Below are 14,929 nucleotides of genomic sequence, written 5' to 3'. Positions count from 1 at the left end.
TATGGAAGAATTAAGAAGGAAAATTGAGGCAGAGAAAGTGAACTTAGATAAAATCGTTGAAAGAGGTTTACTTACAGAAGAAGTCTATAAGCAAAGTATTGTTGTGGATGAATTGATGAGTCAATACATTAAATTGGGAAATCAATTATAAAATAGATTCTTTTATGAACTTGTGGTCTGGTGGGGACTGCGGGTTCTTTTTTTACTCTCATTTGCAAATTGTAAAAATGCAAATCAGTAAATTGACAAAATAGTAACACTGCATAAGATGACAAAAGAACAGTATATCTGGTTAGAGTGGGATAGATTTTGATCTGTGTAAAAATGATACGCAATTAGGTGGGGCGAAGTGGAGAGGATTGAAATGAAGATCACTAAAGTGGGGATTTGGTTATGATTATAGAAGAAAATTTTTTCAAAATATAAATACAGGTGGGAGAATAAAACTAAAAATTGTAAAAAAGAAGAAAAAATAAAGGAAAGTGGGAGAGCTTAATTTTTTATAATGAATGGAATTATGAATAAAAAATTTAAATTTTCATATGAACCCCGAAATATAAGTAAAAAATTATAACGCATAATTATGTAATAATATGAATATATATTCGGAAATGGATTGAAAATCTTAACTGCTTAAATATAGTGTAAATCAGTGGGGGATATATAGCACATTTTCATAGTTAAAAGTGATAACAGCAACAGAAAAAACAGATTATCCCCCCACTTCCCTCCCCACGATAACAAGGCTTCCCAATTTTTATGGTAATATTTCCCACTGTGCACATTTATCTGGTATATTTCGCTTTTACACACACAATATCTGGTAAAACCCGCGAAAAATGGCGAAAAATGGCGGGCTCCTTAAGAAATTCTTATGCAAAAAAAATAAAATTAGCCCTTGTATTTTTGTACAAAGTAAGCTATTATAAACATACAAGTGGTAGAAAGTGGTGGAAGGTGGTAGCAAATGGGGACTAAGTGGTAACCAGAACCACATTTCACTGAAAGTGCAAAAGAAGGATCGTAAGTTTTGCATTTTCACGAAAGAAGGTGCGTCATATGTTTATGGGAGAATACAATCATACGGTTGATACCAAAGGCAGACTGATTATCCCCTCCAGATTTAGAGATGAACTGGGTGACGAATTTGTTGTTACAAAGGGATTAGATGGATGCTTATTTGTTTTTCCCAATAATGAATGGCAGGCGTTCGAAGAAAAACTTAAGGCTTTACCACTTACAAACAAAAGCGCTAGACAATTTGCACGTTTCTTTGTAGCAGGTGCGACACCATGCGAGCTGGACAAGCAGGGGAGAATTCTTTTACCGGGAACGTTAAGAGAATTTGCAGGTCTGGAAAAGGACGTAGTACTGACAGGAATGTTAAACAGAATTGAAATTTGGAGCAAGTCGAAATGGAATGAGAATAATTCTTATGATGATATGGATGACATTGCAGAACAAATGACAGATTTAGGTTTAAGCATATAGCCTGGGGAGGACAATATGGAATTCAAACACAAATCTGTGCTTCTTGAGGAAACGATTGAGGCTCTGAACATAAAACCTGACGGCATTTATGTCGATGGAACTCTGGGTGGTGGCGGACATGCTTATGAGATATGTAAACGGCTGTCTGACAAAGGCAGACTGATTGGAATTGATCAGGATGAAGACGCAATAGAAGCGGCAAGGCTGCGCTTAGGGGAGTTTAACGATAAAGTAACGATTATCCGCAGTAATTACTGCGATATGAAAAAGGAACTGGCAAACATACAGATTACATCAGTTGATGGGATAATTTTGGATCTAGGTGTTTCCTCCTACCAATTGGATACGGCAGACCGCGGCTTTACTTACAGAGAAGACGCACCACTGGATATGAGAATGGACAGGCGTCAGAGCATGACCGCCAAAGATATTGTAAATGAGTATAGCGAACACGATTTATATCGTATTATTCGTGATTACGGGGAAGACAAATTTGCAAAAAATATTGCCAAACATATTGTAAGTGCGCGAAATGTAAAAGCATTAGAAACAACTGGGGAGTTAATTAATGTTATAAAAGCGGCAATTCCAATGAAATTCCGGGCAGTAGGAGGACACCCGGCCAAAAAGACATTCCAGGCCATAAGAATCGAATTAAACAGAGAATTAGAGGTACTTCGGGATTCTCTGGATGACATGATAGAACTTCTGAATGATGAAGGGCGAATTTGTATTATTACCTTTCATTCATTAGAAGACAGGATTGTAAAGACAATTTTCAAAAAGAATGAGGATCCATGTACCTGTCCGAGAGAATTTCCGATTTGTGTATGTGGGAAAAAATCCAAAGGAAAAGTAATAACCAGAAAACCAATAATACCAGGCGAACAGGAGCTTGAAGAGAACAAGAGGGCAAAAAGTTCGAAACTACGTGTATTTGAACGCAGACTGTAATCAGGATCTGATACAGGCTGTATTCATAAACAAAGAGTGAGACGAATGATACAAGTGTGAAAGAACATCGCTTTCACACTGCTGATTTAGCACAAGCCTGCTTGCGCTATTCAAAGGGTTAAGTTTGTTTAACTGTAAAATACGCTAGAGTATGTCTTGAAAATGATTGTACCTTACAGGTGCGATGACTTTAAGACACGATCTAAGACAGCGGGGTAAGGAGAAGCTAAATGGGAAGATCAGCCAGAAGACCGGAACACGGTTACGCGAGAAGAAATCAGCATCAGACAAGAGCATACGTTGACGGCAATACGGCAAGAGAGCTGCAGGCAGTTCCACGCAGGCAGGAAAACAGGCCTGTAAGACAGGAACCGAGGCGGAAGAGAAGACCGGCAACTAGTCAGAAAACCAGAAAAAATCGGGAAAAAGCATTGCAAATGAACTTTGCATATGTTATATTCTTAACGGCGGCAGCAGTAGCAACCCTTTTTGTATGTGTGAACTATTTACAGTTACAGGCAGCAAATACAGCCCATCGGAAGAATGTTACAGTTCTTGAGAGCCAGCTCAGTTCTTTGAAATTAGCGAATGATACGAAATACGACGAAACCATGGCATCTGTTGATTTGGAAAAAATCAAAGATATTGCAATTAATGAACTCGGCATGGTATATGCCCAGGAGGGACAAATCATTAATTATAATAGTCAGGATGGAGACTATGTAAGACAATACGAAGATGTACCAACCAATAAGTAGGTGATATGATTGGCATCAGAAAGAAATAGAGATAGAAAACGAAACAGTAAAAAAATATTTACCAAAAAAATGCAAATAAAGCTTATGGCTATATTTGCATTAGTTTTATTAGCGCTTGTGGGGCTGAATGTCCGGATTGCGTATATTACGGCTAAGAGCGGTGATAAGTACGCCAGGAAAGTTTTATCCCAGCAGCAGTATGACAGCCGAACCATACCATTTCGCCGGGGAGAGATTCTGGACCGGAATGGTAATATTCTGGCAAGAAGTGAGAAGGTCTATAATGTGGTTCTGGATTGCTTTGCAATCAATGCAGATGAGGATTTTATAGAACCAACCATAAGCGCCCTGGTAGCAACCCTGGGTGTGGATGAATCGGAAGTGCGCAAGATAATTACTTCAGAGGAAACCAAGGACAGTCAGTATCAGGTTATTAAAAGAGAAGTGTCCATGGAAGACAAACAGAAATACGAGGATTACACAGATTTATCCGAAGACCGCAAGCTGAGTGATGAAAGACGGCTGGAACTGGAAAACGTGCAGGGTATCTGGTTTGAAGAGGATTTTATACGTAAGTATCCCTTTAACACCCTTGCGAGTAATGTACTTGGTTTTTCCAATGATCTGAATGAGGGTATCGTTGGGCTGGAGTCCTATTACAACGATGTATTGAGAGGAGTAGACGGACGTGAATTCGGATATCTGAACGAAGATTCCGAGCTTCAGCGAACCACGGTAGAACCTACCAATGGTAAAAGCCTGGTGTCTACCATTGATGTAAATATCCAGCAGGTTGTGGAAAAATATATCAAAGAATTTGACGATAAGTATAAAGATGGCCCATGGGTAGATTTTGCAGGACATGGAAGTAAAAATACCGGTGTTATTGTGGGAGATCCCAATACGGGAGAAATTCTGGCAATGGCTACCAATCAGGCTTATGATTTAAATGATCCGGAAAATCTGGATGGATGGTATACTAAAAAGCAGATCGAAGCAATGTCTGATGAGGAATATGTAACAGCGCTGAATGGACTTTGGAGTAATTTCTGTATTTCAGGAGCATTTGAACTGGGTTCCACTTATAAACCGGTTGTTGTGGCATCCGCTTTAGAAGGCGGGTTTGCAGATGATTCAGATCATTACTATTGTAATGGCTATCTGCAGTATGGATCGGAACCTCCGATTTATTGTGATAACCGGAATGGACATCAGGACGAAACCTTAAGTGATGTAGTAAAGAATTCCTGTAATGTTGGTATGATGGAGATTGCTGATAAAATGGGAGTGGATGCTTTCGTTAAATATCAGGAGTTATTTAATTTTGGTAAGAAAACCGGAATTGATCTGCCAAACGAAAATGCGGGTATTTTATATAACAGTAATAACATGCATGTAATTGAATTGGCAACCAATTCATTTGGACAGGGATTTACCGCTTCTATGATTCAGGAATTTGCAGCGTTTTCAACCGTTGTAAACGGCGGCAACTATTATCGTCCCCACATGGTAAGACAAGTACTGGATTCAAAGGGCGGAGTTGCTAAAGATATTGATCCGCTGCTGTTAAGCCAGCCGGTTTCATCTAAGAACTCTTCCTTATTAAAGGAATATCTGGAAGCCGTTGTAAAAGAAGGAACCGGACAGAAAGCGCAGATTCCCGGCTACCGTATCGGTGGTAAGACAGGTACTGCGGAGACTCTCCCGCGTGGAGAGGATCGTTATATCGTATCCTTTATCGGGGCGGTACCTATTGATGATCCGCAGGTGGTTATTTATACGGTTGTAGATGAACCAAACGTAGAGGATCAGGAAATCGGCGGATATTCCATGGAGATTTCCAAAAAGATCTTATCAGAAATCCTTCCCTATTTGGGAATATATCCAACGGAGGAGATTACAGATGATGAACGTGGTACCCTGGGTATGAAGACAGGAGAAAATGCAGACGGCACATCAGATGGAACTACGGATGGCACGACGGACGGTACAACGGACGGTACAGGCGAGAATGCAGATGGTACTGCTCAGAACGGAGTGCCGGATCAGAATTATGTAGAACCTTTGGAAGACACGGGAGAGCCTCAGGAAGATCCCTGGGACGATGGCGTGACCAACGAAGATCTGCAGCTTGAACAATAAAGACATATCCCCGTAGAAGTAATAATAGATTATACTAATTACTTCTACGGGGATTTTTATGCTCAAAATTAAAACGTATCACAAGAAGAAGATTGTTGTAGTATTTACCCTGTGCTTTTTGGTATTAGCTGCCCTGGTGGGACGCCTTGTTTATCTGATGATATTTAAATCGGATTACTATGCCCAGAAAGCGGAGGAACTTCACGAAAGAGAAAGAGATATTAAGGCTGCCAGAGGAGAAATTATGGATGCTACGGGAACTGCCCTGGCAACAAATAAAACTGTTTGTACAATTTCTGTTATTCACAGTCAGATTAAAGAACCGGATAAAGTGATTGCCATGCTGGTAAAGGAGTTGGGGCTATCCGAGGCTGAGGTACGGAAAAGGGTAGAGAAGAGAAGCTCTATTGAACGTGTAAAGACGAATGTAGAAAAAGAGGTTGGGGATAAGATCCGGGAATATAATCTGGCCGGAGTGAAGGTAGATGAGGATTTTAAACGTTATTATCCATTTGGATCCCTGGCATCCAAGGTTTTGGGATTTACAGGGAGCGACAATCAGGGGATAATCGGTCTGGAAGTAAAGTACGAGGATATCTTAAAGGGCAGCCCCGGTAAAATTCTTACGATGACAGATGCCAGGGGAGTGGAACTGCCGGAAGCAGGAGAGAGCAGGCTGGAGCCTATTAACGGAAATGATTTGTATATCAGCCTTGACAACAATATACAACAGTATGTCGAGCAGGCAGCCAAGAAGGTAATGGAACAGAAAGGTGCGGACAGTGTATCCATACTGCTTATGAGACCCGGGAATGGAGAAATTGTGGCTATGGTTAATGTTCCGGAATTTGATCTGAACAGTCCGTTTACATTAAATGTAGATTCCTCACAGATGACAGATAAAGAGAAACAGGATGCCCTGAATCAGATGTGGAGAAATGGGTGCATTAATGATACCTATGAACCGGGATCCACATTTAAAATTATTACTGCTGCGGCAGGTCTGGAAGAAGGAGTAGTTTCTCTGACGGATCAGTTTTCCTGCCCCGGATATAAAATTGTGGAGGACAGAAGAATACGCTGCCATAAAGTAGCGGGCCATGGAGGAGAAACTTTTGTACAGGGAGTCATGAACTCCTGCAACCCGGTATTTATTGAAGTGGGGCTGCGGCTGGGTGTGGACAATTATTTTAAATATTTCAATCAGTTCGGCCTGAATAACAAGACCGGTATTGATCTTCCCGGTGAAGCAGCAACCATCATGCATAAAAAGGACAATGTAGGGCAGGTAGAACTTGCCACGATCTCTTTTGGGCAGTCATTTCAGATTACGCCGATGCAGCTTGCAACAACGGCAAGTTCCATCATTAACGGCGGCAGGCGGGTTACACCGCATTTTGGTGTATCTGTTAAGGATAAAGAAGGGACGCTGATTAAGAAACTGCAATATCCCCTGGGAGACAGAATCCTGTCAGAAGATACTTCGGCAACCATGCGCTATGTATTGGAGCAGGTAGTTGATGGCGGTTCAGGCAAAAATGCTTATATTGCAGGATACCATATTGGTGGTAAAACAGCTACATCAGAGACACTTCCAAGAAGTGCCAACAAATATATTTCTTCATTCCTGGGATTTGCACCGGCAAATGATCCCCAGATATTGGGACTCTGCGTCATTCATAATCCACAGGGTGTTTATTATGGCGGAACCATAGCAGCTCCTGTAATTAAAGACATTTTTGCGAATATTCTGCCTTATCTGGAAATACCAATAGATGAATCCCAGTTGGAAACGGAGACAGAAACGCAGTGATTTGTATAGGCCTGATAGCTTTGTAACGGCAACCTGAATCTCGGAAAGATGGGAAGCGGGGGACCTGCATGGACGGCAAAGGCAACTGACAGAGTCCATGCAGGTCCCCCGCTTCCCATCTTTCCGGACACTACCCAAAATATACAAAGCGTTATTAATCAACAAAACACCAATTTCATGTTTTCATAACCAGATCAGTTTATCATGTTTTTTAGATTTCAAGGTTGATTAATAACCAAAAAAAGTTTATACTAATCTATAGTATGTCTACAAATAGCGAAAGAATTAAAGAGGTGTATTATGATTATTGGTACTGAAGTTATTATTCCATTACTAGTGGCGTTTGCCATCAGTGTAGCACTTAGTCCTTTTGTAATTCCATTTTTACGGAAGCTGAAAGTGGGACAGACGGAGAGAACAGACGGCGTCCAGTCTCATTTGAAAAAGGCGGGAACTCCTACTATGGGAGGGTTGATTATTTTAATCAGCATACTGGCAACTTCTTTGTTTTTTGTGAAGGATTATCCGCAGATCATACCGGTCTTATTTTTGACTCTTGGATTTGGTATTATCGGATTTTTAGATGATTACCTGAAAGTCGTATTAAGACGGTCAGACGGATTACTTCCATGGCAGAAGATGCTGGGGCAGATTGTAATTACAACCATTTTCCTGGCATATATTCTTATTGTAGATTCATCCGGCCTTACGATTATGAATCCTTTTGACAAAGGAACTTATATTGATTTTAAGCTGATTACAATACCCCTTGTGTATATTGCGGTAATTGGAACGGTAAACGGTGTTAATTTTACAGATGGTCTGGATGGTCTGGCTACCGGAGTTACTACGATGGTCGCTGTATTTTTTACAGTAGTGTCCATTGCTTATAAAGGCGGAATACAACCTATCACAGCAGCCGTTGTAGGGGCGCTGCTGGGATTTTTATTGTTTAATGCACATCCGGCTAAGGTATTTATGGGAGATACCGGATCGTTAGCTCTGGGAGGTTTTGTGGCAGGCTGTGCCTATGCCCTTAGGATGCCATGGATTATTATCATTGTAGGATTGGTTTACCTGGTAGAGGTAATCTCAGTTATGATCCAGATTACTTATTTTAAGAAGACCGGCGGCAAGAGATTTTTCAAAATGGCTCCGATTCATCACCATTTTGAGTTATGCGGATGGTCGGAAACCCAGGTGGTAGCTGTATTTACCGTTGTTACAGCGTTATTATGTCTGGTAGGGCTTCTGATACTATCCTAAAGAGAATCAGCTGGCAGATATGGATTCCCTGGTTTATTACTGACCCGGGGACAGAGACAGATGAAAAGCAGATTAATGATAGAGATAAGAACATACGGTTTGAGAAATCAAATGACCGGTTAGGAGGATTACAATGGAATTAAAGGACAAGAAAGTTCTTGTATTTGGTACCGGAATCAGCGGTATAGGTGCGGTAGAATTATTGGAAAAAGTACAAGCGAAACCAGTCCTGTATGATGGAAATACAAAACTTACAAAAGCAGAAATAAGTGAAAGACTGCCAATGGGCAGCAATGCGGATATTATAATCGGAGACCTGCCGGAAGATATTATGGCAAGCCTTGATCTGGCGGTTTTAAGTCCGGGTGTACCTACGGATCTTCCTCTTGTGAACAAAATGAGGGAAAACGGGATTCCAGTCTGGGGTGAAGTAGAACTTGCCTATGTTAACAGCAAAGGAAGTGTGCTTGCAATTACGGGAACCAATGGAAAGACTACTACAACCAGCCTGCTTGGAGAGATCATGAAGTATCATGCTAAGGAAGTGTATGTAGTTGGAAATATAGGGAATCCCTATACCCAGGTTGCGCTGGAAATGACTCCCGATGCGGTAACAGTAGCGGAAATCAGCAGCTTTCAGCTGGAAACCATACATTCTTTCCGGCCAAAGGTGAGCGCTGTTTTAAATATAACACCGGATCATCTGGACCGGCATCATACCATGGAGGAATACATCCGGGTAAAAGAGAGTATTACCTTAAATCAGGGAGAAGAAGATACCTGTGTCCTGAATTATGAAGATGAGCTGTTAAGAGAATTTGGCAGTTCGCTAAAATGCAAGGTATTATTTTTCAGCAGCCTGCGTACACTAGATAAGGGTATTTACATAAATGATGGAGCGATTGAATACAATGATGGTACAAATAAAATCACGGTATGCCAGATCAGCGAGTTAAAACTTCCCGGAAGGCATAATCATGAAAATGTTATGGCAGCTGTGGCAATGGCGATAGCTTTTGGAGTGCCGTTTGAAGAAATTCATTATGTAATAACAAGATTTACGGCTGTGGAACATAGAATAGAGTATGTGACTAAGGTTCGCGGTGTGGCATATTATAATGATTCAAAAGGTACGAATCCGGATGCCGCAATGAAAGGAATTCAGGCTATGGACCGCCCCACATTACTCATTGGGGGGGGCTATGATAAAAATTCTTCCTATGATGAGTGGATCCATTCTTTTGATGGAAAAGTCCGTTACCTGGTATTAATCGGGCAGACTAGGGAGAAGATTGCAGATGCAGCAAAACGATGTGGTTTCAATGACATTATTCTGGCAGATTCACTGGAAGAAGCTATTGATATCTGTGCTAAAAAAGCCAATCCGGGCGATGCCGTATTACTTTCACCGGCATGTGCAAGCTGGGGTATGTTTCCCAATTATGAAGAGCGGGGACGGGTTTTTAAAGAGCATGTAAGACATCTTCATTAATTAAAAAAGGAGTGATGGTTTGAATCAAGGTGTGAAAAGACAGGACTACACACTACTGATAATCGTGCTTTTCTTAATTTGCTTTGGTTTAATAACACTCTATAGTACAAGCGCATATAATGGCCAGGTTAAGTTTGCTGATCCCGGCTATTATTTTAAAAAACAATTATTTGCAACAATCCTGGGCATTGTGGCGATGCTGATCGTTTCCAGAATGGATTACCATATTTTCGGGAAGTTTGCATTCTATGCTTATCTGCTATCCCTGGCATTATCCGGGGCAGTACTGATCTTTGGGGATTCTTATAATGGTTCAAAGAGATGGCTGTCTCTTGGACCGCTGTCTTTCCAGCCATCTGAGTTTGCAAAGCTGGCGGTCATATTATTTCTGGCATATATGGTCAGCAGCCAGAAAAAAAAGCGGGGAAATGTATTCCTGATATCTATGGTTATTGGTCTGGTACTCCCGATTGTAGGTCTGGTTGGAACGAATAACTTAAGTACAGCTATTATTATCCTTGGTATTGCGGTTATTCTGATTTTTGTATCAAATCCAAAATATCTGCAGTTTATCTGGATAGGTGCCGTTGGGATTGGATTTATCAGCATTTTTCTGAGTATGGAATCCTATCGCCTGGAACGTCTTGCAATCTGGAAGAATCCGGAGAATTTTGAAAAAGGTTTTCAGACGATCCAGGGGCTTTACGCGATTGGTTCAGGAGGTTTGTTCGGAAGAGGATTAGGGGAGAGCATTCAGAAACTGGGATTCGTTCCGGAAGCACAAAATGACATGATCTTTTCTATTATCTGCGAAGAATTGGGGCTGACAGGTGCCATTATTCTGATTATTATATTTATTGTCATGATCTGGCGTTTTATGGTGATTGCGACTCATGCCAAGGATTTATTCGGATCTTTGATTGCGGTGGGCGTTATGGGACATATTGCCATTCAGGTTATGCTGAACATTGCGGTTGTAACAAATACAATTCCCAATACCGGTATCACCCTTCCGTTTATCAGTTATGGAGGAACTTCCGTACTATTCCTGCTGTCGGAAATGGGGCTGGCGCTTAGTGTCAGCCGGTGGCAAAAATAGATTCCGTGCATATAATGAGATATATGGGTTTAATGGCCGCCTTATAGCGGTCATTAGAAGTTATCGGAGGAATCTTACTTGGATGGTATAAAAGTTCTGGGTGGTCATCCGTTGCACGGGGAAATCGCGATACAAGGCTCGAAAAATGCCATACTTCCTATTATAGCAGGAACACTTCTGCATGATGGAATCACGGTTCTGCATAATTGTCCGAAAATCTTGGATGTTATGTATATGGTAGAGATACTAAAACAATTGGGATGCCGCGTCTGCTGGAAGGATGATACACTTGTAATTGATGCATCCTGCCTGGACTGCTGTGAAGTGCCGGCAGATCATGCAGGCAAGCTGCGTTCATCTATTATTTTATTAGGTAGCCTTCTGGGCAGGCATAGAGAAGCACATGTACCTTATCCGGGTGGATGTACAATCGGAGCAAGGCCAATTGATCTTCATTTGGAAGCCTTCAGGCAGATGGGTGTTTGCATAGAGGAGCAGGAAGGTTTGCTTCTGGCACAGACAAAGGGTCTTTGCGGTGCCAGAATTCATTTGCGTTTCCCGAGCGTGGGTGCCACGGAAAATATTATTCTGGGTGCCGTGCTAGCGGACGGAACGACAGTTCTGACAGGTGCGGCAAGAGAACCGGAAATTGTAGAATTGGCTGTATTTTTAAATAAAAAAGGGGCCAGAATAACAGGGATGGGAAGTGACTGTATCTGTATCCGTGGTGTTGACAGGCTGCATGATTCAGAATATACTATGGGACCGGACAGAATTGTAGCCGGGACATATGTATTGGCAGCTCTGGGCAGCCGGGGATGTGTCACATTGTGGAACGCGCCTGTGGATCAGATAAAAAATATATTGTATCTATCAGGTAAAATGGGAGCTTCCCTCAGATGGAACCGTAATTGTCTGAGAGTAGATGCAAGAAGGGCTGGAGCTCCGGTCCCGTTTATTGAGACCAACCCATACCCGGGTTTTCCTACAGATCTGCAGTCTCAGCTTATGGCAGTACTTTGTATGGCAAAGGGGAAAAGCTGCATACGGGAAACAGTATTCGAAGCCAGATTCCATGTGGCTGAAGAACTGAACCGGATGGGGGCCAGGGTGCTTACCAACTCAATGGAAGCACATATCGAAGGCGTAGATAGGCTGACAGGCTGTGATGTAAAAGCGTCAGAACTTCGGGGAGGTGCTGCACTTACTATAGCCGGTCTGATGGCCGAGGGAGTTACGAGAATAAGTAATAAACATTTTATTGATAGGGGATATGTAGATATCTGTGAAGATCTGAAGGCATTGGGAGCCAGGATCTCTCCTATAGAAATAACAGAGTAATTATCTGACTCGGAGAATGGGGAATGCAGTCAGGTAGTCACAAATTGTTTTAAAATGAGAGGATACAGGTGATTAGTATGGAGCAGGGCTACAAAAGAAAGAAGAAGAGAAGGAAAAAAATTGGAAAAATAGCTGCCTTATCAATTCTCGCACTTCTATTAATAAGTGCAATTGTAGTATTTGGATTATTCCGCATTCAAGAGGTAGAAGTTGTGGGGAATGATTATTATACGGCAGACGAGATAAAGAAAATGGTAATGTCAGATTCTATGGCGCAGAATTCAATTTATCTGACGTGGAAATACAGCCACGCGAATATCCAGGAAGAACTTCCCTTTTTAAGTACGGTGGAAATAGAGATGCTGGCTCCATATAAGGTTCGTATTCATGTTTATGAAAAAACCATCGTCGGGTATATCCAAACTGCTGGATCAAATGTATACTTTGATAAGGACGGGGTTGTCATGGAGAACTCTCAGGAAGTGAGAGAGGGAGTTCCCATGATTTCCGGGGTGAATCTTGGTAAAGTGGAAGTACTGGGAAAACTGCCGATTGAAGATAAAGACCTGTTTAAGTCAGTGGTGACTCTGGCACAGCTTCTGAATAAGAATGCAATTATGCCGGATGAAATCCACTTTGATGAAGAAAATGCCATGTCATTGTATTTTGCAAAAAACACGGTACTTTTGGGACAGAATAAAAACCTGGAAGAAAAGATCTCTAATCTGAAGGCGATCTATCCGAAAATGTCTACTATGGATGGCACTTTGGATATGGAAAATTTTACTGCAGATTCCAGTACGGCTATTTTTAAGAAGGGAAATGGCAAGAAAGACAGTGCAGGTAAGGAAGAAGGAGAATCCGAGAGCGAGTCAGAAAGTGAAAGCAGCAAGAGCTCAGGACCTAACTATAAAGAGGAATCGGGAAGAGTATCCAAGGATGCGGCCGGAAATGAAGTTTATACCGATGATGCAGGAAACGTAACAAATGATATGACGCAGCAGTATTTGGGTGATGATGGACAGGTTATTACAGATGGTTATGGATATATTGATCCGTATACCGGTGCCTATATCCTGAATTAGGCCGCAAAACTGACTGCCCCGGTATGCAAAGAATTCTTAAGAACCGGTATTGACTGAAAAACGCTGTTTTTGTCGATTACCGGAGTATGAAATCGAATCCGTAATGCATATTCTTTTATATATGTTAGGATTTTATGAAGAATGCTTAAAAAAACAATGAAATTTAAAAATCTACTTGATTAATTTGAGAAAAAACTATATTATATAATAAATGCAGTTTGGATACTGGGATGATATTGTCCAAAACTGTAAATGAATTTTAGAATGTACAGATACGAGAAGGAGGAAATACCCTTGTTAGAGATTATGACAAACGAAGCTGAATCCGCTGCGAAGATTATTGTAATTGGAGTGGGCGGTGCAGGCAATAATGCTGTAAATAGAATGGTGGACGATACAATTGGAGGAGTAGAATTTATCGGTGTGAATACTGATAAGCAGGCATTGCAGTTATGCAAAGCGCCTACTACAATTCAGATTGGTGAGAAATTAACAAAAGGACTCGGCGCAGGAGCACAGCCTCAGGTTGGGCAGCAGGCTGCTGAGGAAAGTGCAGAAGAATTAAAACAGGCTATGCAGGGTTCAGATATGGTATTCGTTACCTGTGGTATGGGTGGCGGAACAGGAACAGGTGCAGCTCCGGTTGTGGCAGGCCTGGCAAAAGAAATGGGAATTCTTACCGTTGGTGTTGTAACAAAACCTTTCCGTTTTGAAGCAAAAACACGTATGAATAATGCCCTGACAGGTATTGAAAAATTAAAGGACAACGTTGATACTTTAATTGTAATTCCAAATGACAAATTATTAGAGATTGTAGACAGAAGAACTACCATGCCGGAAGCTTTGAAAAAAGCGGATGAGGTTCTGCAGCAGGCAGTTCAGGGTATTACAGACCTGATTAACTTACCTGCACTGATCAATCTGGACTTTGCAGATGTTCAGACAGTGATGACAGATAAGGGTATTGCCCATATCGGTATCGGACAGGCTAAGGGCGATGATAAAGCGTTAGAGGCTGTGAAGCAGGCAGTATCCAGTCCACTTCTGGAGACTACGATTGAAGGCGCATCTCATGTTATCATTAATATTTCCGGTGATATCTCTCTGATGGATGCCAATGATGCAGCAAGTTATGTACAGGAACTTACCGGAGATGATGCTAATATTATCTTTGGTGCGATGTATGATGATACTTATGCAGATGAAGCAAGTATTACGGTTATTGCAACCGGATTGGACGAACATGCTGGTTCACAGCCATCTGTGAATAAGAAGATCGTGCCGGAGTACAGCAGTTCTTTTGCTGGAAAAGAAAAGCAGAATACAGGATTTGGTTTCCAGAAATCTGCAGCACCGAGCAGAAACACAGTACCTCAGAATACAAGAACTTCAACTCCAAGTTCTTCTGTAGGGAAATTGAGAACACCTGAAAGTAACGTAGCTGAGAAAAACATTCAGATTCCTGATTTCTTAAAGAGAAGATAATAG

Annotated in this window: 12 protein-coding genes; all 12 read left to right on the top strand. The window is 41.5% G+C overall.

Annotation, left to right across the window (positions count from 1 at the left end):
- Position 1: 1 nt before the first annotated feature.
- The 12 genes from QR40_RS31660 to ftsZ all read left to right on the top strand — a co-directional run bounded on the left by QR40_RS31660 (position 2) and on the right by ftsZ (position 14,926).
- On the top strand, positions 2-151 hold the full coding sequence (locus QR40_RS31660; protein ID WP_156042849.1) for a hypothetical protein: 150 nt from the start codon (positions 2-4) through the stop codon (positions 149-151).
- Positions 152-1,059: 908 nt separating this feature from the next.
- Positions 1,060-1,491 (top strand): division/cell wall cluster transcriptional repressor MraZ, encoded by a 432-nt coding sequence (gene mraZ / locus QR40_RS02100; protein ID WP_027293523.1) that lies wholly within the window; start codon positions 1,060-1,062, stop codon positions 1,489-1,491.
- Positions 1,492-1,506: 15 nt separating this feature from the next.
- Positions 1,507-2,445 carry a 16S rRNA (cytosine(1402)-N(4))-methyltransferase RsmH gene (gene rsmH, locus QR40_RS02095; RefSeq protein ID WP_027293524.1) on the top strand — a complete coding sequence of 313 codons (939 nt, stop codon included), beginning with the start codon at positions 1,507-1,509 and terminating at the stop codon, positions 2,443-2,445.
- A gap of 230 nt (positions 2,446-2,675) precedes the next feature.
- Entirely contained in the window at positions 2,676-3,203 is a 528-nt protein-coding gene (locus tag QR40_RS02090; protein ID WP_044293114.1) for a hypothetical protein, read from the top strand.
- An 84-nt stretch (positions 3,204-3,287) separates the two neighbouring features.
- Positions 3,288-5,345 (top strand): peptidoglycan D,D-transpeptidase FtsI family protein, encoded by a 2,058-nt coding sequence (locus QR40_RS02085; protein WP_242849077.1) that lies wholly within the window; start codon positions 3,288-3,290, stop codon positions 5,343-5,345.
- Between the two features lie 58 nt (positions 5,346-5,403).
- Complete coding sequence (locus QR40_RS02080; RefSeq protein ID WP_044289286.1) at positions 5,404-7,158, top strand: peptidoglycan D,D-transpeptidase FtsI family protein; 1,755 nt, start codon at positions 5,404-5,406, stop codon at positions 7,156-7,158.
- A 300-nt stretch (positions 7,159-7,458) separates the two neighbouring features.
- Positions 7,459-8,424 carry a phospho-N-acetylmuramoyl-pentapeptide-transferase gene (gene mraY / locus QR40_RS02075; protein ID WP_044289287.1) on the top strand — a complete coding sequence of 322 codons (966 nt, stop codon included), beginning with the start codon at positions 7,459-7,461 and terminating at the stop codon, positions 8,422-8,424.
- A 133-nt stretch (positions 8,425-8,557) separates the two neighbouring features.
- On the top strand, positions 8,558-9,916 hold the full coding sequence (murD, locus tag QR40_RS02070; RefSeq protein ID WP_044293112.1) for a UDP-N-acetylmuramoyl-L-alanine--D-glutamate ligase: 1,359 nt from the start codon (positions 8,558-8,560) through the stop codon (positions 9,914-9,916).
- 19 nt (positions 9,917-9,935) lie between these two features.
- On the top strand, positions 9,936-11,015 hold the full coding sequence (locus tag QR40_RS02065) for an FtsW/RodA/SpoVE family cell cycle protein (RefSeq protein ID WP_027293528.1): 1,080 nt from the start codon (positions 9,936-9,938) through the stop codon (positions 11,013-11,015).
- 78 nt (positions 11,016-11,093) lie between these two features.
- On the top strand, positions 11,094-12,356 hold the full coding sequence (gene murA, locus QR40_RS02060; RefSeq protein WP_027293529.1) for a UDP-N-acetylglucosamine 1-carboxyvinyltransferase: 1,263 nt from the start codon (positions 11,094-11,096) through the stop codon (positions 12,354-12,356).
- Between the two features lie 77 nt (positions 12,357-12,433).
- Entirely contained in the window at positions 12,434-13,441 is a 1,008-nt protein-coding gene (locus tag QR40_RS02055) for a cell division protein FtsQ/DivIB (protein ID WP_052430652.1), read from the top strand.
- 306 nt (positions 13,442-13,747) lie between these two features.
- Entirely contained in the window at positions 13,748-14,926 is a 1,179-nt protein-coding gene (ftsZ, locus tag QR40_RS02050) for a cell division protein FtsZ (protein ID WP_027293530.1), read from the top strand.
- Positions 14,927-14,929: the final 3 nt, after the last annotated feature.

This window comes from Robinsoniella peoriensis, assembly GCF_000797495.1.
Taxonomy (GTDB): Bacteria; Bacillota; Clostridia; order Lachnospirales; family Lachnospiraceae; genus Robinsoniella; species Robinsoniella peoriensis.
Note: the sequence above shows the minus strand (reverse complement) of the source record. Positions and strands in the feature narration are given on the sequence as shown.

Excerpts from the sequence above, each read along its gene's own strand:
- rsmH (WP_027293524.1), top strand. The coding sequence starts at position 1,507 with ATGGAATTCAAACACAAATCTGTGCTTCTTGAGGAAACGATTGAGGCT.
- QR40_RS31660 (WP_156042849.1), top strand. The coding sequence starts at position 2 with ATGGAAGAATTAAGAAGGAAAATTGAGGCAGAGAAAGTGAACTTAGAT.
- QR40_RS02085 (WP_242849077.1), top strand. The coding sequence starts at position 3,288 with ATGGCTATATTTGCATTAGTTTTATTAGCGCTTGTGGGGCTGAATGTC.
- mraZ (WP_027293523.1), top strand. The coding sequence starts at position 1,060 with ATGTTTATGGGAGAATACAATCATACGGTTGATACCAAAGGCAGACTG.
- QR40_RS02090 (WP_044293114.1), top strand. The coding sequence starts at position 2,676 with ATGGGAAGATCAGCCAGAAGACCGGAACACGGTTACGCGAGAAGAAAT.
- mraY (WP_044289287.1), top strand. The coding sequence starts at position 7,459 with ATGATTATTGGTACTGAAGTTATTATTCCATTACTAGTGGCGTTTGCC.
- QR40_RS02080 (WP_044289286.1), top strand. The coding sequence starts at position 5,404 with ATGCTCAAAATTAAAACGTATCACAAGAAGAAGATTGTTGTAGTATTT.
- QR40_RS02055 (WP_052430652.1), top strand. The coding sequence starts at position 12,434 with ATGGAGCAGGGCTACAAAAGAAAGAAGAAGAGAAGGAAAAAAATTGGA.
- murD (WP_044293112.1), top strand. The coding sequence starts at position 8,558 with ATGGAATTAAAGGACAAGAAAGTTCTTGTATTTGGTACCGGAATCAGC.
- ftsZ (WP_027293530.1), top strand. The coding sequence starts at position 13,748 with ATGACAAACGAAGCTGAATCCGCTGCGAAGATTATTGTAATTGGAGTG.